This window comes from Streptosporangium sp. NPDC048047 (assembly GCF_040653115.1).
Classification (GTDB): domain Bacteria; phylum Actinomycetota; class Actinomycetes; order Streptosporangiales; family Streptosporangiaceae; genus Streptosporangium.
This window is the reverse complement of the sequence record NZ_JBEZNH010000030.1, coordinates 1-19,303: the sequence shown is the minus strand read 5'-3', so window position 1 is coordinate 19,303 and position 19,303 is coordinate 1. Positions and strand designations below refer to the sequence as shown.

General features: G+C 73.0%; 19 protein-coding genes. 10 read left to right on the top strand and 9 right to left on the bottom strand.

Annotation, left to right across the window (positions count from 1 at the left end; genetic code table 11):
- Window positions 1-56: 56 nt before the first annotated feature.
- From AB0D67_RS23890 to AB0D67_RS23880, 3 genes are all read left to right on the top strand, one after another.
- Window positions 57-353 (top strand): hypothetical protein, encoded by a 297-nt coding sequence (locus AB0D67_RS23890; protein WP_362939705.1) that lies wholly within the window; start codon window positions 57-59, stop codon window positions 351-353.
- Window positions 350-1,213: a methyltransferase domain-containing protein gene (locus AB0D67_RS23885; RefSeq protein ID WP_362939702.1), complete on the top strand. Its 864-nt coding sequence runs from the start codon at window positions 350-352 to the stop codon at window positions 1,211-1,213. The genes AB0D67_RS23890 and AB0D67_RS23885 overlap by 4 nt, the downstream gene beginning before the upstream one ends.
- Before the next feature lie 248 nt (window positions 1,214-1,461).
- A complete protein-coding gene (locus AB0D67_RS23880; RefSeq protein WP_362939699.1) occupies window positions 1,462-1,854 on the top strand; it encodes a hypothetical protein in 393 nt (130 codons plus the stop codon).
- A gap of 60 nt (window positions 1,855-1,914) precedes the next feature.
- On the opposite strand, the gene AB0D67_RS23875 is transcribed toward AB0D67_RS23880, so the two are convergent.
- Entirely contained in the window at window positions 1,915-3,312 is a 1,398-nt protein-coding gene (locus tag AB0D67_RS23875) for an MFS transporter (RefSeq protein WP_362939696.1), read from the bottom strand.
- Between the two features lie 274 nt (window positions 3,313-3,586).
- Between AB0D67_RS23875 and AB0D67_RS23870 the strand changes: the two genes are divergently transcribed.
- Both AB0D67_RS23870 and secY read left to right on the top strand, forming a co-directional pair.
- The gene (locus AB0D67_RS23870) at window positions 3,587-4,201 is read left to right on the top strand and encodes a TetR/AcrR family transcriptional regulator (protein WP_362939693.1); all 615 of its coding nucleotides are present in this window, start codon (window positions 3,587-3,589) and stop codon (window positions 4,199-4,201) included.
- A gap of 165 nt (window positions 4,202-4,366) precedes the next feature.
- On the top strand, window positions 4,367-5,782 hold the full coding sequence (gene secY / locus AB0D67_RS23865; RefSeq protein ID WP_362939690.1) for a preprotein translocase subunit SecY: 1,416 nt from the start codon (window positions 4,367-4,369) through the stop codon (window positions 5,780-5,782).
- Here secY and AB0D67_RS23860 read toward each other — a convergent pair.
- Both AB0D67_RS23860 and AB0D67_RS23855 read right to left on the bottom strand, forming a co-directional pair.
- Window positions 5,757-6,422 (bottom strand): response regulator transcription factor, encoded by a 666-nt coding sequence (locus tag AB0D67_RS23860; RefSeq protein ID WP_362939687.1) that lies wholly within the window; start codon window positions 6,420-6,422, stop codon window positions 5,757-5,759. The two genes, secY and AB0D67_RS23860, sit on opposite strands and share 26 nt — an antisense overlap.
- Window positions 6,419-7,702, bottom strand: coding sequence for a histidine kinase (locus tag AB0D67_RS23855; RefSeq protein ID WP_362939684.1), 1,284 nt, complete (start codon window positions 7,700-7,702; stop codon window positions 6,419-6,421). Before AB0D67_RS23855 ends, AB0D67_RS23860 begins: the two co-directional genes overlap by 4 nt.
- Before the next feature lie 168 nt (window positions 7,703-7,870).
- Here AB0D67_RS23855 and AB0D67_RS23850 point away from each other — a divergent pair, with 168 nt between their 5' ends.
- Window positions 7,871-8,104, top strand: a complete 234-nt coding sequence (locus AB0D67_RS23850) for a hypothetical protein (protein ID WP_362939681.1) — start codon at window positions 7,871-7,873, stop codon at window positions 8,102-8,104.
- Window positions 8,038-8,307 (top strand): crosslink repair DNA glycosylase YcaQ family protein, encoded by a 270-nt coding sequence (locus tag AB0D67_RS23845; RefSeq protein ID WP_362939678.1) that lies wholly within the window; start codon window positions 8,038-8,040, stop codon window positions 8,305-8,307. Before AB0D67_RS23850 ends, AB0D67_RS23845 begins: the two co-directional genes overlap by 67 nt.
- A gap of 111 nt (window positions 8,308-8,418) precedes the next feature.
- Here the strand turns inward: AB0D67_RS23845 and AB0D67_RS23840 are convergent, their stop codons facing one another.
- The 3 genes from AB0D67_RS23840 to AB0D67_RS23830 all read right to left on the bottom strand — a co-directional run bounded on the left by AB0D67_RS23840 (window position 8,419) and on the right by AB0D67_RS23830 (window position 11,440).
- On the bottom strand, window positions 8,419-9,288 hold the full coding sequence (locus AB0D67_RS23840) for a hypothetical protein (protein ID WP_362939675.1): 870 nt from the start codon (window positions 9,286-9,288) through the stop codon (window positions 8,419-8,421).
- A 190-nt stretch (window positions 9,289-9,478) separates the two neighbouring features.
- Window positions 9,479-10,717, bottom strand: coding sequence for an acyltransferase (locus AB0D67_RS23835; RefSeq protein ID WP_362939672.1), 1,239 nt, complete (start codon window positions 10,715-10,717; stop codon window positions 9,479-9,481).
- A 123-nt stretch (window positions 10,718-10,840) separates the two neighbouring features.
- On the bottom strand, window positions 10,841-11,440 hold the full coding sequence (locus AB0D67_RS23830) for a TetR/AcrR family transcriptional regulator (protein WP_362939669.1): 600 nt from the start codon (window positions 11,438-11,440) through the stop codon (window positions 10,841-10,843).
- A gap of 92 nt (window positions 11,441-11,532) precedes the next feature.
- Here AB0D67_RS23830 and AB0D67_RS23825 point away from each other — a divergent pair, with 92 nt between their 5' ends.
- From AB0D67_RS23825 to AB0D67_RS23815, 3 genes are all read left to right on the top strand, one after another.
- The gene (locus AB0D67_RS23825; protein WP_362939666.1) at window positions 11,533-12,402 is read left to right on the top strand and encodes an alpha/beta hydrolase; all 870 of its coding nucleotides are present in this window, start codon (window positions 11,533-11,535) and stop codon (window positions 12,400-12,402) included.
- Between the two features lie 330 nt (window positions 12,403-12,732).
- Window positions 12,733-13,482 (top strand): alpha/beta fold hydrolase, encoded by a 750-nt coding sequence (locus AB0D67_RS23820; RefSeq protein ID WP_362939903.1) that lies wholly within the window; start codon window positions 12,733-12,735, stop codon window positions 13,480-13,482.
- Window positions 13,483-13,711: 229 nt separating this feature from the next.
- Window positions 13,712-15,085: an MFS transporter gene (locus AB0D67_RS23815; RefSeq protein ID WP_362939663.1), complete on the top strand. Its 1,374-nt coding sequence runs from the start codon at window positions 13,712-13,714 to the stop codon at window positions 15,083-15,085.
- Here the strand turns inward: AB0D67_RS23815 and AB0D67_RS23810 are convergent.
- The 3 genes from AB0D67_RS23810 to AB0D67_RS23800 all read right to left on the bottom strand — a co-directional run bounded on the left by AB0D67_RS23810 (window position 15,018) and on the right by AB0D67_RS23800 (window position 18,974).
- Window positions 15,018-17,375 carry a GTP-binding protein gene (locus AB0D67_RS23810; protein ID WP_362939659.1) on the bottom strand — a complete coding sequence of 786 codons (2,358 nt, stop codon included), beginning with the start codon at window positions 17,373-17,375 and terminating at the stop codon, window positions 15,018-15,020. The genes AB0D67_RS23815 and AB0D67_RS23810 overlap by 68 nt on opposite strands.
- Window positions 17,376-17,870: 495 nt before the next feature.
- Window positions 17,871-18,470: a hypothetical protein gene (locus AB0D67_RS23805; RefSeq protein WP_362939656.1), complete on the bottom strand. Its 600-nt coding sequence runs from the start codon at window positions 18,468-18,470 to the stop codon at window positions 17,871-17,873.
- 48 nt (window positions 18,471-18,518) lie between these two features.
- Window positions 18,519-18,974: a hypothetical protein gene (locus AB0D67_RS23800; protein ID WP_362939653.1), complete on the bottom strand. Its 456-nt coding sequence runs from the start codon at window positions 18,972-18,974 to the stop codon at window positions 18,519-18,521.
- Window positions 18,975-19,303: the final 329 nt, after the last annotated feature.

Here is a 19,303-nt window from a genome sequence, read left to right as displayed (position 1 = left end):
CTAGAAGTGTAATCCTCTATTAGATAGAGCAATACTTCATCGAAAGGTTCGACGCGATGCCGTTCGGAGTGCTGCAGGAGATGCCCGGAGTCACCGAGGAGGAGTACCGGAAGGTGGAGAGACATCTGGGCCCGGACCGCCCGCCCGGCCTGCTCGCCCATGTCGCCGGTCCGAGCGAGGACGGCTGGCGGATCATCAACATCTGGGAGAGCGAGGGGGCGTTCCGTCGCTTCCAGACGGAGCGGCTGGTCAGAGCGGCCGGCCTGGCGGCCCAGGACGACGGCTTCGACCCCGGCAAGGCGGCCGGCTTCCGCTCGGTGAGCGTCGACGGCGCCGAGATGCCGTTCCGATGACCGACACCGGCACCCTTCGTGCTCGCAACGCCGCGTTCTGGACGCAGGCCGCGCCCGGCTGGATCCGGCACGCCGACCGGCAGGACGAGATCGGCCGCCCCCTGGGAGCAGCGGCGATGGACGAGCTGCGGCCACGGCCCGGCGAACGGATCCTCGATGTCGGCTGCGGCTGCGGCGGCACCACGGCCGACATCGCCGCGGCGGTCGGGCCGCACGGTGCGGCGGTCGGAGTGGACCTCGCCGAGCCGATGGTGACCGCCGCCCGTGAGCGGTTCCCGGGTGAACGACATCCCGGCCTGCGGTTCGTCACGGCGGACATCGAGACGATCGACGCGGTGCCCGGCGCGCCCTTCGACGCGGCGTTCTCCCGCATGGCGCTGATGCTGCTGGCCGACCCGGTGGCGGGCTGCGCGACGATCCGGCGCTCGCTGCGCCCGGGTGGCCGCCTGGCCGCGACCGTCTTCCGCGACGGGGGCGCCAACCCATGGCTGCCGGCCGCCACCCTCGGCGCCGCGCCGCACGTCGGGACGCTTCCACCTCTGCCGATCGGTGACGAGCCCGGCCCATTCGCCTTCGCCGACCCGGCGCGGGTGCGGCGCGTCCTGACCGCCGCGGGCTTCGAGGTCATCGCGGTCCACCCGCACGACGTCACCCTGGACGCCCCCGACGAACCCGAGACCGTGGCCGAGTGGCTCATCGAGATGGGACCCGCCGGAGCGGCGTACCGGGCGGCCCCGCCATCGGGGCAGGCCGCCGCGCGGACGGCGGCGGCCCGGCTGCTCGACCGGTTCCGCGAACCCGGGACCGGTTACCGGCTTCCCGCCGGACACTGGCGGATCAGCGCGATGACCGCGCCCTGATGCCCTGATGCCCTGATGCCCGCCGTGGAGACGACGCGGTGGTCGCGCCCTGATCCGCCCGGGGTGAACGACACGGTCACCGTGATCGCGGATCGCGGCGGCCTCCAGGCCGGATCGGCCGTCGTCACGGCTTTCCCCTCCCACCCTCGTGGCGAAGAAGCCCCTCCCACCCTCGTGGCGAAGAAGCCCCTCCCACTCTCGTGGCGAAGAAGCCGCCACCACGCCACCGGAATCGAGACGATCACACCGTGAAACGAGCGAGCATCAGCCGGATGTCCCTGGCGGTGACCCTGTGCGGCGCGCTGTCCCTGACCGCGTGCTCAAGCGGCGGCGCCTCCGCGCCCGACGCCACCTCCGCGCCCGCCGGCACCACCCGGCCGGACGCCTCGACGGACGCGCCCGACGCCGTGTCCGCCGCGAAGCTGTGCGACTACCTGCGCGGCCGGCTGCCGGAACTCAAGGCCATCGGCTCCGAGGTCGGCGCGATGAGCAACCTCACCGTCAACCTCTACTCCTGGTACGAGAAGCAGGGCCACGTCCCGGACGGCGGTCAGATCGACCGGCAACTCCAGAAGGAATGCCCGGACGTCCAGGACGCGGTCCTCAAGGTCTCCGGCATGCGGAGCTTCGCCACCCTGTGACGTCCGCTCCGCGGTGAGGATCCCGCTGCCCGATGACGGGGATCGTGCGACGAGCCTCCGTCATCGGCCGGTTCCCGCGCCGTCCCGCCGCGGGGCCAGGAACGTCCCGGCGAGCAGCGCCCCGGCCAGGACCAGCGCCGCGTTGACGAGGACGGCGAGCGAGACGCCGGACAGGACGGCCGCCGGTCCGGTCTCCCCCAGGGCGGCCGTCCGGGCAATGACGACGGCGCTCATGACCGGGATGCCCAGGGTGATGCCGACCTGCTGGGTCATCGTGGCCAGGCCGGTGGCCATCCCCTGCTCGGAGTCGGGCAGACCGGACGTGGCGGCGACCATGAAGCCGACGATCATCAGCATGTTGCCGACGCCGCCGACGAAGGTCGCGGCGAGCAGCAGCCAGATCCAGGAGCCGGAGGCGCCGAGCGCCACCAGCGAGAGGGTCGCCGCGGCCTGGACGACTCCGCCGCCGACGATCGTCGCGCGGGCGCCGAACCGGCCGACCACCCTGCCGCCGAGGGTCCCGCCGAGCACGGTGCCGACACCCAGGACCCCGAACGCCAGCCCGGTGGCCAGCGGCGAGTAGCCGAGGACCTTCTGCAGGTAAAGGGTGAGCAGGAAGACGAGCGAGGTCTCCGTGACGAAGGCGACCAGGCCGGCCACGTTGCCCCAGACGACACCGCGGCGCTTCATGACGCGCACCGGCACCAGCGGAGCGGCGGAGCGCTTCTCGACGAACCAGAAGCCGACCAGCAGTACGGCACCGGCGACCAGCGCGGCCATCGTGGCCGGGTTGGTCCAACCGGACTCGCCCGCCTGGGTGAGGCCGTAGACCAGCAGGAGCAGGCCTCCGGTGACGGTCACGGCGCCGGGGACGTCGAGCCTGGGTCGCTCCATCGGGCGCGAATCGGCGATCACGGACGGCGCCAGCGCGACGACGAGTGCGGCGACGGGAACGTTGACGAGGAAGGCCCACCGCCAGGAGAGCAGGTCGGTGAGCAGGCCGCCGAGGATCGCCCCGGCGGTGAACCCGGCCGACATCAGCGCGCCGTTGAGCCCCAGTGCCCGTTCCCGCAGCGGTCCCTCCTTGAACGCGGTGGTCAGCAGGGCCAGCCCCGCAGGGGTGACGGCCGCGGTGGCCAGCCCCTGCAGGACACGGGCGATCAGCAGCATCTCCGGCGATGCGGCGAAACCGCCGAGCGCGGAGGACAGGCCGAGGACGGCCATGCCGACCAGGAAGAGGCGCTTGCGGCCGACGAGGTCGGCGATCCGCCCGAACAGGAGGGTGAAGCCGGCGGCGGCGAGCGCGAAGGCGGTGGCGATCCACTGGAGGCTCGCCAGGGTGAAGCCGAGACCCGCGCCGACGACGGGCAGGGCGACGTTCAGGATCGAGAAGTCCACGGCGATCATGAACTGGGCGCCCAGTAGCAGGGCCAGCACCAGCTTCTGCCGTCCGGTCATGCGGATCCCTCCCCCGCGCCCGGGTGCGGGGGGCACCGCCTCCGGGCCGGCCGTCGCGGGGGATCCCACGGCGACGGCGGGGGTGGTGCCTGCGGGGGTGATGCCCGCGGGGAGTGCGGCCCGGCCCTCGCCATCCGTGCCGGACGTGGTTCGGTAGAGCATGGACATCAGCGGGTCCTTCCTGAAACGATCAAGAAACTAAAGGAACCACAGTTCCGTTAGAATGAGAGAACGGTAACAGAAAGCCGACAGCTAATGAAACTGGAGTTCCGTTATGACTGCTGACCGGGTTGATCCCGGCACCGTACGGCCCGGCGGACGGACCGCCCGCGTCCGGGCGGCCGTACTGCGGGCGGCCGGGGACGCCCTGGCGGAGCACGGCTTCCACCTGCTCGACCTCGCCGACGTCGCCCGCCGCGCGGAGGTGGGCAAGACGACCGTCTACCGGCGCTGGGGCACGCCGACCGGCCTCGTCACCGACCTGCTGGCCGACATGGCCGAGCAGTCCCTGCCCCGCACGGACACCGGCTCGCTCGCCGGGGATCTCAGGACCAACGCCCGGCTCGTGGTGAAGACCCTGACCGATCCGCGGCAGGGTGCCCTGTTCAGGGCGGTGATCGCCGCCGCCGCCTGCGACGGGCGCACCGCGGAGGCCCTGCGCCGCTTCTACGCGGCCCGCATCGGGGAGTGGGCCCCGTGCGTCGTCCTGGCCGTCGAACGCGGGGAACTGCCGGTCGGCACCGACCCGGCGGAGGTGATCCGCGCCGTCTCGGCCCCCCTCTACTACCGGATGCTGGCCAGCGGCGACCCGCTCGACGACGCCGCGGCCGACCGCGCCGCCACGGCCGCCGCGGCGGCGGCACGAGCGGGGGCGTACGTCACCGGCTGAACCGCCCGAGCCCCCGAGTCGCCTGAACCGCCCGAACCGTCCGGCCGTGCCGTCACGGTGGCGGGCCCGCATGACCGCGCACGTCGCGGACTACGCGGATCCGCGTACGGCGATGCCTCCGGTGAGCGGACGACCCGCCCCGGGCCGCGCGGACACACTCGGCGCATGCCGACCGCTCTCCTCCGCGCCTTCCGCGTACCCGATCTCCGCAGGAAGCTGCTCTTCACCCTGGGACTGATCGCCCTGTTCCGGTTCGGGCAGATCCTGCCCTCGCCCGGTGTGGACGTGACCGCGGTACGGCGATGCCTGAGCGGCACCGGCGGCGGGCTGGTCGACATGCTGCAACTGTTCAGCGGCGGGGCGATGTTGAAGCTGTCGGTCTTCGCCCTCGGCGTCATGCCGTACATCACCGCGGGCATCATGATGCAGTTGCTCACCGTGCTGATCCCGCGCCTCGCGGAGCTCAGGAAGGAGGGGCAGAACGGGCAGGCGAAGATCACCCAGTACACGAGGTACGCGGCGGTGGCGCTGTCCGTGCCCTACGCCGCGACGATCACGGCGACGGCCCGCTCCGGCCGGATCTTCCCCACCTGCCGGCAGCCGCTGCTGCACGACCAGGGCACGATGACGGTCGTGGTCATCACGACCGTCATGGTCGCGGGCACCTGCGTGATCATGTGGCTGGGCGAGCTGATCACCGAACGGGGGATCGGGAACGGCATGTCCGTCCTGATCTTCACGCAGACGGTCGCCGTCTTCCCCTCCTACGTGTCGAACATCTTCCGGCTCAGCCCGTTCGCGCTGGCGGCGATGCTGGTGGCGGGGGTCTTCCTGGTGGCGGCGGTGGTGTTCGTCGAGCAGGCGCAGCGGCGCGTCCCGGTGCAGTACGCCAGGCGCATGGTCGGGCGCAGGATGTACGGCGGGACCTCCACCTACCTCCCGCTCAAGGTCAACCAGGCCGGGATCGTCCCCGTCATCTTCGCCTCCTCGCTGCTCTTCCTGCCGCAGCTGGCCGTACAGCTGACGGGCGGCACCGGGCCGGTCGCGGAATGGGTCTCCCGCTATCTCGTCTCCGGCGACCACCCGGTCCACATGACGGCGTACCTGCTGCTGGTCGTGGCGTTCACCTACTTCTACGTGTCGATCACCTTCGACCCGGACGAGGTGGCCGGCACCATGAGGCGGTTCGGCGGGTTCGTGCCCGGCATCCGGCCGGGCCCGCCCACCGCCGGCTACCTGCGGTTCGTGCTCTCCCGGCTGACCGCGCCGGGGGCGGTCTACCTCGGCGTGCTGTCGCTCATCCCGATCGTCGCCTTCGTGGTGCTGCGCGACCCGGCGACGCAGCAGAACTTCCCGTTCGGCGGGACGACCGTGCTCATCATGGTCGGCGTGGGCCTGGAGACCGTGAAGCAGATCCAGGCCCAGGTCGAACAGCGCGACTACCGCGGGTTCCTCCGCGACCGCGGAGCCGGAGACGCCCGGGACGGCGGAGCCGCGGGAGCCGCGACCGGCGGACGATCCCGGCGGACCGGGAGCCTCCGGGCCTCCGGAGGTCTCAGGGGACCGTCAGACCGGATCTGACCGCGAACACGACGAGCTGGGCCCGGTCGCGGGCCCGGAGCTTGACCATGGCACGGCTGACATGGGTGCGCACGGTGTCGGGGCTGATGACCAGCTCACGGGCGATCTCGTCGTTCGACCGGCCGGTGGCGACCCAGGCGACCATCTCGCGCTCCCGGGGGGTGAGGGAGTCGAGGCCCTCGACCGGGCCGGCGTCGGGGCGGCCGAACAGGCCGATGACCTTCCTCGTGACGGACGGCGAGAGCAGCGCCTCGCCCGAGGCGACGACCCTGATCGCGTGGGCCAGCTCCTCCGGGGCGCCGTCCTTGAGGACGAACCCGCTGGCTCCGGCCTGAAGCGCGGCGAAGACGTGCCGGTCGGTCCCGAAGGTCGTGACGACGACCACCCGCGTGCCGTCGAGCGCGGGGTCCGCCGCGACGGCCCGCAACGTGTCGATGCCGTCCATGCCCGGCATGCGGATGTCGAGCAGGAGGACATCGGGCCGGGTGTCGGCCAGCAACCGGAGGGCCGCGGCGCCGTCGGCCGCCTCGCCGGCGAACTCCAGGTCCGGCTCACGCTCGATGAGAGCCCGCAGCCCCATGCGCACGACGGCCTGGTCGTCGGCGACCGCGACGCGGATCGGGCCGGCGTGCGCGTTCATACATTCCCCCGCGGGTCCGCGTCGTCCGCCGGGAGGCACACGCCGTCCCTGGGGAAGCGCGCGACCACCCGGAAGCCGTCGCCCGGGAGGGGCCCCGCGGCGAACGTGCCGCCCGCCTCCGCCACCCGCGCCCGCATCCCGGCGAGCCCCCGCCCTCCGGCCGCCCGGACCGCGCCGGGATGAAGGCCCGGATGGAGGCCGGGACCGGCCGTCCGCGCCGAAGCGGGATCCGCGTGATCGCCGGGGGCGGCCACCGGGACGGACCCGGCCGTGAGGGCGGGACCCGTCACGTGACCGGGACCGGCGGGCCCGGCGGGGCCGCCTCCCCGGTCGACGACCTCCAGGACGAACTCGTGCGGCCCGTCGGCGAGGCGGATCAGGGCTCCACCGGGGCCGGCGTGGCGCATGACGTTGGTCAGCGCCTCGCGCGCCACCCGGTAGACCGTCTCTTCGAGCCCCGCGGGGACGCACGGCTCTGCCGGCTCGACGTCCACCGGCAGGCCCGCCGCCCGCACCCCGCCGACCAGCCGGAGCAGGTCGTGGTCCGCGGGCTCGGGGTCCATGAGGTCGAGTGCGGAACGGAGCCGGCCGAGTGCCTGCGCGCTGGTCGAGCGGATCGCCTCCAGTGACTCGCGGACCCGCTCGGGGTGCTCGTCGAGCATGAGCAGCGCCACCCCGGCCTGCATGGCGATGGTCGCGAAGCCGTGCCCGGCGGCGTCGTGCACCTCGTCGGCGATGCGCGCGCGTTCCGCGGCGACCAGCTCCCGCGCCCCCGCCTCCGCCGTCGCCGCCCCGGTGTCCGGTCCGGTGTCCGGTCCGGCGTCCGGTCCGGCGTCCGGTCCGTTCCGGGCGACTCCGGCGCCCGCCTCCCGGCCCGCCGCTTCGGCGCACGGCCGGGGAAGGAGACGGTCCGGCTCCGCGGCCACGGGTCGCCGGTCCGGCTTCACCAGCGGCGCCGGCCGCGCCGGGGCCGCGGCGAGCGCCCAGCCCGCCGTACCCGCGCCTCTCGAAGCGCCCGGGGCGGTGCCCGGGGCTCCGGGGACGCCCGGGACGCGCGCACCGGATGCCGGATCCGCCGCGATGTCCGTGCTGAGCTGCCGCCCGCCCCCGTCGCGTACCGCGGCGAGGCCGGCGGACGGCCACGGGATGGCCAGCCAGCCCGCCCACGCCAGCATCAGGACGACCGGCAGGTCCCGCACCCGGCCCAACCGGAGCAACGCCTTCGCGGCCGCGGCGAGGGAGTCGCGCCGACGGCCCTCCGGATGCGTGTGCTCGGTCACCGTCCCCCCAGAACATGTGCGTACGCGCTGATCCTAACCAGCTCCGGACGATCCCGCCCGGGATCGGTGCCTCCATTTCCGATGGGGACTCTCGCACAAACCATCGAATACCGCATGGATTTATGTGTAGATTGCCGGACGGAATCCCCGCGAGAAAGGCCGCCGCGCATGCCGTCAGCTCTCACGCTCACCATCGACCAGGCCAGACGGCTCGCCGTGGGCGCGCAGTGCCTCGCGGGTCCCGGCCCCGTGAGCATGGAGCAGGTCCTGCGGCGGCTGCGGTGCCTCCAGCTCGATCCCATCGACGTCGTCGCCCGGAGCCACCTGCTGGTGCTGTGGAGCCCCGCGCCAAGCGCCGCTACGGCTACTACGTCCTGCCCGTCCTGCACGGGGAACGCCTGATCGGCCGGATCGCGCCGCGCTTCGACCGGCGCTCCGCCGTGCTGACGGTGGAGGGGCTCTACGCCGAGCCCGACGCCCCCGCCTCGGCCGCCGAGCCGGTCGCCGAGGCCGTCGCCGCCCTCGCCGCGTTCCTCGGCGCCCGGACCATCACGTACGGCGGGCCGGTCCCGGACGCCTGGCGTACGGCCCTGCACTCCCGCTGAGCCCCGGCCCCCCGCAGTCCCGGACGCCCGCTGAGTCCCGGACGCCCGGTACAAGCCCGGACGGCCGGTACAAGGCCCCGGCGGGTGGACGCCGGGGCCGGAGACGAGCCGTCAAGGCTTGACCGTGTTGACGATCTCCTTGGGGTCGGAGAAGTCGAAGAGGTAGTCGATCTTCAGGTCCTTCTCGTCGAGGACCTTGTCGGCGGGCGGGGCCAGGACGGTGATCGGCATGCCCCAGTCGGTGTAGCGGGTGTCCGTCCTGAAGGTCATCGATGCCTTCTTGCCCATCCGCATGGTCTCGGTGCTCATCATGCGCTGGGGCAGGCCGTCGCCGTTCGTCCACAGCCGCCAGGAGATCGACCTCTTCGCGGCCTCGCGGCCGAGCTCGCCGGGGAGGGCGGGGTAGGACTTGGGGGACGCCTTGGACAGCTGCCCCAGGCTCACGGTGCCGCGGTAGAGGAAGCCGCCGGAGGCGGGTTCGCGCTTCGCGCCCTTCAGCATGGTCTTGAGGACCGCCGGCTCGAACACGTTGACGGTCTGGCTGCTGACGGCCTTGAGGTCGGCGGGGGCCTTCGTCCGGACCCACTCCTTACTCTCGGGCAGGTTGCCGTACGTGCTGTTGGAGACGTAGAGCTTGCCGTCCACGGCGGTCACCGAGGACGGGGTGAAGAAGTCGAAGGACGACTCCGCGCCCTCAAGGGCCTTTGTGAGCTCCGGGTCGGCGACGATCTGCCAGGTGCCGTCGAAGGCGACCGGCCCGGAACGGCCGAACTGCAATCTGGCGTTGTTGCGGATCCGTATCGAGGTCTTGTCGATGACGACCCGTGTGACCTCGGCGAGCTGGACGCCGCGCTCGTCGCGGAACTGCCGCTTGACCGCCTGCACCGGGTCCGGAGAACCCGCCTGCGCGGCGGCGGGCACGGCGGCGACCGGCACGGACACGATCAGCGCCGCGACGGTTAGGACAATCCATCGCCTCATGAGGATTCGTCCCTTTCTGGAGGGGTGGGAGAGCACCAAAGGGGCCATCATTCCAAAAGGGGATGAATGTTGCACAGGATATATGTGATGAAATAGTGCAGATTTGCCGGAATTGTCCGGAGAGGGTGGCGACCCGTGGAAAAGCAGCCGTGTTCCCCGCCGGACGCGACGTCCCGTCCCCGCCCGCCCCTCACCCGGAGGGCTCACCCATCGGCTCCCCGGACCCGCCGGATTCGTCGGCCCCGCGGGCTCCGGCCCCCCGTGCCGTCGCCCCCGCCCGCCGGGCGAGCCGCCTGCCGAGGCGCTGGGCCGGGGCCTCGACCAGCCGGTGGGTCAGGTAGGCGAGCGGCACCAGGACGAGGAAGAACAGCGGGAGGTTCGGGACCACCCGCAGCAGGAGCGGATGCAGCAGGTAGAGGGAGAAGCTGATCACCCCGAGGTGGGTCAGCCAGCGGGGGAACGACCTGCGCCGCAGCGCGAACCCGGCCGCGAAGAAGGCCGCGGCCAGCAGGAGCGCCGGGGCCCAGCCGGGGTCGTCCTTGGCGAGGAACCCGCAGGCCAGGACCGCCAGCACGGTGGCGACGGCGGTGCGCCACCGGATCGCCCCCCGCTCCGCGCGGTACACGGCCGTACCGGCGAACATCATGGCCAGGACGATGAGGCCCTGCCACGCGCCGACCCGGCTGCCGAGGACCACCAGCGCCAGGCCGAGGACCCCGCCCGACACCGCGGCGACCGTGGTGCCGTTGACGCCGGTGACGCCGCCGCGTGCCCAGCCCCGCCCGCGCACCGACATCGCGATCGCCGCGACGACAGCCACTCCGAGCAGCGCGGCCACCAGGTCGGCGCTCCCCTTGATGGCCGGGCGCGGCAGCAGGAGCCCCAGCGGCACCGCCGCCAGTGCCAGGACGACCGCGACCACGGCCGAACGGTGCGCCTGCCGTACGGTGAACAGCCCCGCCGTCAGCAGGTAGAACGCCATCTCGTAGGAGAGCGTCCACATCACGCCGATGACGGCGGGCACGCCGAGCAGTTCCTGCAGCATCGTCGCGTTCCCGAGGACGACCAGCGGCAGCGGGCGCGTACCCAGCCCCGGATGGAGGTCGAACGCCCCGGCGGCGGCGAGGAGCAGCGCCAGGACGACCGCGACGGCCAGCAGGGGAAGGAGGCGGAAGGCGCGGCCGATCCAGAAGGTCCGCAGGTCGCCGCGCCGTTCCAGGGAGGCCGGGATGATGTAGCCGCTGACCATGAAGAACACGAAGACGCCCCACGTACCGACGTCGATCCTGCGGTCCACCTCCGCCCAGACGTCCGGCAGGAACGTCCAGCCCGAGTGGTGCAGCGCGACGGCGAGCGCGGCGGGCCCGCGCAGGGCGTCCAGCCAGGCCAGCCGGGCCTGCCGGGCCTGCCGGGAGGATTTCGGGGGCATTCGCCCGACTTTAGGCGACGAAAGCGACCCGCCCGTACGCTTCGGAACATCCCGCCGCGCGAAAACACGTCAAGGGACGAGAGCCGGGCCCGGCCGTACTCTCCGCGGAGACCGCGGGCCCGGTCAGGCCGCGGAACCTCCGGCGGACCCCGCGCGCCGCAGGGCCTCCCGGGTCGCGGCGACGGCGGCCGCTCCGGCCACCTCCACGGGCTCGGTGGTCCGCAGCGCGCGGCTCAGGACGAACGCCCCCTCCAGCCCCGCCACCATGGAGATCGTGAGCTCGCGGGCCGCGTCGTCGGGAACGCCCGCGGCGGCGAAGCGCTCGGTGCCGGCGGCGATCCAGGCGGAGAAGACGTCGGCGGTCGCCCGGCGCAGCGGTTCGCTGGTGCTCGCGACCTCCAGCGCGACGGTGGCGATCGGGCAGGCGTCGGCGTACCCGGTCTCCACGAGCAGCCGGGCGGCTCCGGCGAAGAAGTCACGGACACCGGCGACCGGGTCCGGGGCGGCGTCCATGATCGCGTCGAACATCTCGACGTACGTTCCGCCGGACCGGCGGATGACCTCCTCGCCGAGCTGCTCCTTCCCGCCGGGGAAGAAGTGGTAGATCGAGCCGAAGGGGGCCTCGGCCGCGGCCACGATCTGCTTGAGGCCGGTTCCGGTGTACCCGTTGCGGCGGAACAGCTCGGCGCTGGCGCCCATGATCCGGTCCTTGGTGCTCGCCACCTTGATCCCTCCCCCTCGTCGTCACGGCCTTTTCGATCGTACGCTACTCTCTCGCTAGAGCGATCTATCAACTAGCTTCGCCGGGAGCGGCCATGCCTGAGATCGAACTGTCCGCCGGAATCATCGAGTACGAGGACACCGGCGGCGACAAGCCGGTCATCGTCCTGCTGCACGGCCTCACCATGGACGGCTCCCTGTGGCGGAACGTCGTTCCCCACCTGCGCGCCGACCACCGCTGCGTGCTTCCGGTCCTGCCCCTGGGCGGCCACCACCGGCCGATGCGTCCCGACGCCGACCTCTCCCTGCGCGGACTCGGGCTGCTGGTGGCCGAGTTCCTGGAGCGGCTGGACCTTCGCGACGTCACCCTGGTCTTCAACGACTGGGGCGGCGCGCAGGTCCTGATCGCCGAAGGGCGCGCCGACCGGGTGGGCCGGCTCGTGCTCAGCGGCTGCGAGGCGTTCGACAACTACCCGCCCGGCGTTCCCGGCCGCATCATCGCCGCGGCCGCCAGGATTCCCGGCGGGCTCACGGTGGCCATGCGGTCGCTGCGGGTGCGTCCTCTGCGCAGGATGCCGGGAGGCTGGGGCTGGATGTCCAAGCGACCGGTCCCCGCCGACGTCATGGACGCCTGGTTCCGCCCGGCCCAGACGCGGCCGGAGATCAGGCGCGACCTGCGGAAGTACGCCCTGTCCACCACTCCGCGGCACACGCTGCTCGAATGGGCCGACCGGATGCGGACCTTCGACCGGCCCGTCCTCGTCGTCTGGGCGGCGGAGGACCGCGTGATGCCGCGGGACCACGGCAGGCGGCTGGCCGAGCTCTTCCCGTACGGCCGGCTCGTCGAGATCGAGGACAGCTACACCCTGATCCCGGAGGACCAGCCCCGGGCGTTCACGCGCGCCGTCCTCGACTTCCTCCGCGACACGGCCCCGGCTCCCCGCCCCGACCGGGCCGCGGGCTGACCGGCGAACGGCCTCCGGACGACCGGAGCCCGTCTCCGGACGGCCGGGACCGCCGTCTCCCGCGGCGGATCGTTCCCCCCGGCCGCCCGAACCGTTCCACGCCGCACCGCCTCACCCGAGCCGCCCGAACCGTTCCGCACCGCCTCACCCTGTTCACCCTGGTCGCCTCGGCCGGCACGCCCGTTCACCCGGCCGCCCGGGTCGTTCTGTCACCCCCGGCGGTTACGCTCCGCGGATGGTCACCGAAACCGATCTCGAACTGGACGACGGTCGCGTCCTGCACGTGTACGACACGGGTGCGCCCGACGACGGTGACCGCCTCACCGTCCTCTGGCACCACGGCACGCCGAACATCGGCGCGCCCCCGAGCCCCTCTTCCCGGCCGCGGAGCGGCTCGGCCTCCGCTGGGTCTCCTACGACCGGCCCGGGTACGGCGGATCCACGCCTCTCCCGGGCCGGGACATCGCGTCGGCCGCCGCCTGCGTCTCGGCCGTCGCCGACGCGCTGGGCATCGGCCGGTTCGCGGTCATGGGCCACTCCGGCGGCGCGCCGCACGCCCTGGCGTGCGGCGCGCTGCTGCCCGACCGCGTCCTGGGCGTGGTCGGCGTCGCGGGAATGGCGCCCTTCGACGCCGAGGGTCTCGACTGGTTCGAGGGCATGGCCCCCTCCGGCGTGGCGTCCCTGCGCGCCGCCTCCGAGGGGCGCGAGGCGAAGGAGCGGTACGAGACCTCCGGAGCCGACTACGACCCGGAGTTCACCCCGGCGGACCACGCGGCGCTCTCCGGCACGTGGTCCTGGCTGAACAAGGTGGTCGGCGCGGCCGTCAAGGACGGCCCGGGAGCGCTGATCGACGACGACCTCGCCTACGTCGCCCCGTGGGGCTTCGAACCCCGGCGGGTGCGCGTGCCGGTCCTCCTCGTGCACGGCGGCCGGGACCGGGTCGTGCCCGCCGCGCACGGCGAGTGGCTCGCCCGCCGCTGCCCCTCGGCGGAGCTGTGGCCGCGCCCGGACGACGGGCACATCTCGGTGCTCGGCTCCGCCGAGTCGGCCCTGGAATGGCTCCGGGCCCGCACCGGCTGACCGGCTCCGGCCCACGCCGGCCGGGGTGCGATGCGCGGAGCCCGCCCCGGTCCCCCGCCTCGGTCCGTCGTCCCGGTGGGGAAGGGCCGGAGTGGACGCCGCGCCCAGCCGGTGGTGCGATCGACTGTTAAGCGCGGGGCTACATCCTTTGCCCGGCGCCGCACGCGCCTGCGAGCCTCGGCACATGACGACGCGCCCGACGCCGGAGCCCCACCGGGAGGGTCACCGGATGATCCTGTTGCTGGCTCTGGCCTGCGGCGTGGCCGTGGGCAACATCTACTTCCCCCAGGCGGTCAGCCCACTGATCGCCTCCGGTCTGCACGTACCGCCGGGTTCGGCCGCCCTGGCGGTGACCGCGGCCCAGCTCGGCTACGCAATGGGGATCTTCCTGCTGGTTCCCCTCGGCGACCGGCTGCCGCACCGCCCGCTGATCGTCACCCTCTTCGGCCTCACCGGCCTGGGTCTGCTCGCTGCGGGACTCGCCCCCTCCCTGCCGCCTCTCATCGGCGCCGGGGTCCTCGTCGGCGTGACGACCGTGGCCGCCCCGGTCATCGGGCCGATGGCGGCCGGCCTGGTGCCGGAGAACCGTCGCGGCGTGGTCTCCGGGACGCTGCTGAGCGGCTCGATCGGCGGCATGCTGCTGTCGCGCACCTTCGGTGGCTCCCTCGGCGAGTGGCTGGGGTGGCGGGCGCCCTACCTGCTGGCCGCCGCGCTCGCCCTGCTCCTCGCGGCGGTCCTCGCCCGCTCGCTGCCCGTGACGGTCCCCGCGACGCGCCGCCCGTACCCGGAGCTGCTGGCCGAGCCGCTGCGCCTGCTCCGCCGTGAGCCGGAACTGCGTCGTTCCTGCTTCTACCAGGCGACCGTCTTCGCCGGCTTCTCCGCGGTCTGGACGAGCCTCGCGCTGCTGCTCACCGGTCCCGTCTACGGCCTGGGCCCGCAGGCGGTCGGGACGTTCGCGCTGGTCAACGCCGTCACCATGGTGTGCACACCGGTCGCGGGACGCCAGGTGGACCGGCGGGGATCCGACCCGGTCAACCTCGTCTGCATGATCGGGGTCATCGTGTCGGCCGCCGTCCTCGCGGCGGGGAGCCTCGGCGGCGTCGCCGGCCTGGTGGCGCTGGCGCTGGGCACGCTGCTGCTCGACGTCGCGATGCAGTCCGGCATGGTCGCCAACCAGACGCGGATCTACCGGCTCCGCCCCGAAGTGCGGAGCCGGCTCAACACCGCCTACATGACCTGCGCGTTCCTCGGCGGCAGCGCGGGTTCCTGGCTCGGCGCCCGGGCCTGCGAGAGCCTCGGCTGGCCGGCCGTGTGCGCGCTCGTGGCCCTGCTCGCCACGGCGGCCCTGATCCGTCACCTGGCGGCCCTGCGGAGACGCGACGCCGGACCGGCGGCCTCTCGGCCACCGCGCCCGGCGTCGGTCCCCACCACGCCGGCGCCGGCCCCTCCCGGGCCTGCGTCCCATCGTCAACCGCGCCCGGCGCCGGTCTCTCCCGGGCCTGCGTCCCTTCGGACACCGTGCCCGGCGTCCGTCCCTACCGGGCCGGAGCCCCTTCGGACACCGCACCCGGCACCGGGGCGTACCCGGCGGCCCGGCTGGTGAAGGTCCCCCGGCCCCGGGTGCGGCCGCGCAGCGCGGTCGCGTAGCCGAACAGCTCGGCCAGCGGCACGGTCGCGGTGACCGCCACCGTGCCCGCCCGGGTGACCGAGCCCGACACCCAGCCGCGCCGGGCCGCCAGGTCGCCCAGCACCCCGCCGACGGCGTCGTCCGGAACGGTGACCGTGACCTCGGCCATCGGCTCCAGCAACGTCATCGCGCAGGCCCTCAGCGCCTCCCGCAGCGCGAGCCGGCCGGCCGTACGGAACGCCATCTCCGAGGAGTCCTTGGGATGGGTCGTCCCGTCGGTCAGCGTCACCCGCAGGCCGGTCACCGGGTGACCGCCCAGGGGACCTTCGGCCAGGGCGTCCCGGCAGCCCGCCTCGACCGCCCGGACGTACTCCTTCGGCACCCGCCCGCCGACGACGGCCGAGCGGAAGACGAAGCCCGCCGTACCACCGTCACCGCCGGAACCGCCGGAGCCGCCGGAGCCGTCCGGGACGCCGGTGCCGCCGGGTTCGCCCGGGGCGCCGGGGGCGCCGGGGGCGCCGTCCGGGGCGGAGCCCAGCGGCTCCACGCCGAGGACGACGCAGGCGAACTGACCGGCGCCGCCGTCCTGCTTGACGTGCCGGTACGACAGCCCGGACACCCCGCGCACGACCGTCTCCCGGTAGGTCACCCGCGGCCTGCCGACGCCGACGGCCAGCCCGTGGGCACGGCGGATCTTCTCCACCGCGACCTCCAGGTGCAGCTCGCCCATCCCCGACAGCACCGTCTGACCGGTCTCGGGGTCGGTCCGGACCGACAGCGAGGGGTCCTCCTCGGCCAGCCGGGCCAGCGCCGCCGCGAGCCGGCCCGCGTCGGCCCTCCCGCGCGCCTCGACCGCAACGGAGACCACCGGATCGGCCGTCACCGGCGGTTCGAGGACCAGCGGGGCCTCGGGGGCGCACAGGGTGGCCCCGGTGCGGGCCGTCTTCAGCCCGACCACCGCGACGATGTCCCCGGCCACCGCCCGGTCCACCTCCGTGTGCCGGTCGGCCTGCACCCGCAGGATCCGGCCGATCCGCTCGGTACGGCCCGCGCCCGCGTCCAGCACCACATCCCCCTTCCTGATCGTCCCCGAGTACACGCGCAGGTAGGCCAGCCGCCCGGTGGCGGTCGAGCTCACCTTGAAGACCAGCGAGGCGAACGGCGCCGCCGGGTCGGCACGCCGTACCTGTGCCGCGTCGTCCGCGGCGGACGGCGTCGCCGGGCCGGCGGGCCGTGCCGGTGTCGTACCGTCCGGCGCCGACGGCGTCGCCGGGCCGGCGGACCGTACCCGTGCCGGATCGTCCGAGGCGGGCGGCGCGGCCGGGCCTACGGGCCGTGTCCGCGCCTCACCGCCGGAGGCGCCCCGTACCGGCGGCACGTCCAGCGGCGAGGGCAGGTAGGCCACGACGGCGTCCAGCAGCGGCTCGATCCCGCGGTTGCGGTAGGCCGACCCGCACAGCACCACCACGCCCTCGCCGGTACGGGTCAGGTCACGCAGCGCGGCGACGAGGGTCTCCCCGGAGATCGCCGGCTCCGCGCAGAACTCCTCCAGCGCGCCCGGATGCAGCCCGGCCACCGCCTCCTCGAGAAGCCGGCGGCGCCGGTGCGCCTCCTCGCGCAGACCGTCCGGCACCGGGCCCTCCACCGGGCCCTCCCCGGCGGCCTCGCGGTCGCCGGGCCAGACCAGAGAGCGCATGCGCGGCAGGTCGACCACGCCGGTGAACCCGTCCTCCCGCCCGATCGGCAGCTGGACCACCAGCGGGGTCACGCCCAGCCGGTCGCGGATCGCCGCGGCCACCGCGTCGAGGTCGGCGCCGGCGCGGTCGAGCTTGTTGACGAAGGCGATCCGCGGCACACCGTGCCGGTCGGCCTGCCGCCACACCGACTCGCTCTGCGGCTCGACCCCCGCGACGCCGTCGAACACCGCGACCGCGCCGTCGAGCACCCGCAGCGAGCGCTCGACCTCGTCGGAGAAGTCGACGTGGCCTGGGGTGTCGATGAGGTTGATCCGGTGGCCGTCCCAGGCGCAGCTCACCGCCGCGGCGAAGATGGTGATCCCGCGGTCGCGCTCCTGGGAGTCGAAGTCGGTGACGGTGGTCCCGTCGTGCACCTCGCCACGCCGGTGGACGGCGCCGGTGGCGTACAGGATCCGTTCGGTGATCGTGGTCTTCCCCGCGTCGACGTGGGCGAGGATGCCCAGGTTCCGGACGCCGGTCAGCGGTTCGGTGAGGTGGTCGGTGAGATGAAGGTGCGGGTTCGCACGCATGCCCATGACTCCTGAATGGATTTTGGACAGGACAGCGCGATTAATGACAAAACGCCCGAAGCTAGGTCAGGCGAGGACCCTTTCCCATGGAACCGCCACGCCGGTGCACGCCCGACGCGGGCGCCGTACCGGAGCACAGCCGGACGACCGGTTCGGCTCCATACGGGTACCGCCGTCGCGATGCCGTACCGGGGCACGGCCGCTGGTGAGGCTTCCGGCTCTACGCGGGCACCGTACCGGGGCACGCCAGGACGGCCGGTTCGCCGTCCGGCGGAAGGGGGTCAGGCGTTCGTCATGGACATCCGGCGCCGGCCGCGCGGCCGATTCCGGGAACCGTCGAAGACACCAGAATCACGTCGTACCGTGACCGTGACCGTGACCGGGGGACGACCACGACGGTGCGGTGGTGGTGACGCACGGCCGGTTCCCCTCTCACTCGTCAAGGCACGCGCCGCGGTGCGCGGCAGCGTTTTCCCGACGAATGTAGCCAACCGATCAATCCCGGGAAACCGGTTTTTCAGCGACGTCGGCCGGAGGTTCCCGAGCCGCCACGGGTTCCCACGTCGGGGAGAGGCACCGCAGGCGGGCCGAGCGGTAGAGCACGATGACCAGGGAGATGAAGACCGCGAACCAGACGACGACCACGACGGCCCCCAGGCCGACGTAGCCGTACCTCGCCAACAGGGTGAACGCCCCCACCCCGGCCACGGCCCAGCGCAGCACGTCGAGGAGGTCCGCCATGGCGGTCTCCCCGTGGGGACGGATCCGCCTGATGACGGCCTCTACGGCCAGCCAGACGGCGATCAGCCCACCGGCCGTTCCGGCGATGTCGAGCACCTGCGCGAACAAGGAGGCCGTCCGGCCGTAGCCCAGGACTCCGCCGGACACGGTCATGATCGCGAATGAGACACAGATCATGGCGACGGCGGAGACCCAGGCCGCGGCGAACGGATCATCTCCGGATCGGCACAGCCGGAACAGTCCGGAGGCGCACAGACCCCATCCCACGGGGTCGAGCAGCAGGTCGAAGCCGTTCAGACGGAAAGCGCCGAAGGCGAAGACGAAACCGGTGACGATCGTCGTGACGGGCCGCATGCGCCGCACCTCCTCCTTGTCTGGCGTCGTTCCCGGGCGAGCAGTCCTTCAGAACGGGCCCTGGCGCATCGCGTCGTTGCAGATCATGCCGGCGAGGCCCCGCTGCCAGGCGACGGGGTTGAGCCGCTGCGGGTCGTCGAACACGACGGTCCCATCGGACTCCTCGGACTCCTCGGACTCCTCGGGTTCCTCCGGTTGCGACAGACGCCATGAGTCCCACACCACCTGCTCCGACCCCGAACCCATCCAAGTCCGGTAGGTGAAGCGGACCGGCTGGGGCTCGTACGGCACCGCCGCGCAGTCGGTGATGACGACGCGCCTGTTCAGGACCTCCGTTTTTCCGCCCCCCACGGTCAGCACGGCCTGCTCCTTCTCCGTCTCGTCGGCGGGCAGCAGGCGGAGGCCCGGCATCTCCGCCGAGACACCGGTGACGGTGAAGGGGACCGAGGCTTCGTTCTCGATTTCGATGCGCCAGCTACTGGACAGCACACCGTTCTCGTCCACCTCGGCATTGACAAAGAAATCATCGACCCGCCATCTGATCTGCGGCGTTATGACCCCTGAACTCCGCAGGAGAATTGCGATAACCACAAGAACCCCTAAAACGGACATCAGGCCTGGCAGTCGGTATCGCCACCTGCGCCATGTGGCGATACCGAATTGCTCCCACATATTCTCGGAGGTCACGCTATAGCACCATATATGGTGACGCTTTGTGACAGTACCTTTGATGACCATTTCGGTAATCTCCGTGGCAGCTCTGCTGACCGCGGCCGTACCGGTACTACATTCGTAGATTTTGAGGGAGCGGATCTCCTCGTCGGCGGTAGTGG

Coding starts and splice junctions, on each gene's coding strand:
- AB0D67_RS23860 (WP_362939687.1), bottom strand. CDS start 6,422: ATGAACGCGCACGCCGGCCCGATCCGCGTCGCGGTCGCCGACGACCAG.
- AB0D67_RS23875 (WP_362939696.1), bottom strand. CDS start 3,312: ATGACCGGACGGCAGAAGCTGGTGCTGGCCCTGCTACTGGGCGCCCAG.
- AB0D67_RS23870 (WP_362939693.1), top strand. CDS start 3,587: ATGACTGCTGACCGGGTTGATCCCGGCACCGTACGGCCCGGCGGACGG.
- secY (WP_362939690.1), top strand. CDS start 4,367: ATGCCGACCGCTCTCCTCCGCGCCTTCCGCGTACCCGATCTCCGCAGG.
- AB0D67_RS23810 (WP_362939659.1), bottom strand. CDS start 17,375: ATGCGTGCGAACCCGCACCTTCATCTCACCGACCACCTCACCGAACCG.
- AB0D67_RS23835 (WP_362939672.1), bottom strand. CDS start 10,717: ATGCCCCCGAAATCCTCCCGGCAGGCCCGGCAGGCCCGGCTGGCCTGG.
- AB0D67_RS23850 (WP_362939681.1), top strand. CDS start 7,871: ATGCCGTCAGCTCTCACGCTCACCATCGACCAGGCCAGACGGCTCGCC.
- AB0D67_RS23890 (WP_362939705.1), top strand. CDS start 57: ATGCCGTTCGGAGTGCTGCAGGAGATGCCCGGAGTCACCGAGGAGGAG.
- AB0D67_RS23825 (WP_362939666.1), top strand. CDS start 11,533: ATGCCTGAGATCGAACTGTCCGCCGGAATCATCGAGTACGAGGACACC.
- AB0D67_RS23805 (WP_362939656.1), bottom strand. CDS start 18,470: ATGCGGCCCGTCACGACGATCGTCACCGGTTTCGTCTTCGCCTTCGGC.
- AB0D67_RS23815 (WP_362939663.1), top strand. CDS start 13,712: ATGATCCTGTTGCTGGCTCTGGCCTGCGGCGTGGCCGTGGGCAACATC.
- AB0D67_RS23840 (WP_362939675.1), bottom strand. CDS start 9,288: ATGAGGCGATGGATTGTCCTAACCGTCGCGGCGCTGATCGTGTCCGTG.
- AB0D67_RS23885 (WP_362939702.1), top strand. CDS start 350: ATGACCGACACCGGCACCCTTCGTGCTCGCAACGCCGCGTTCTGGACG.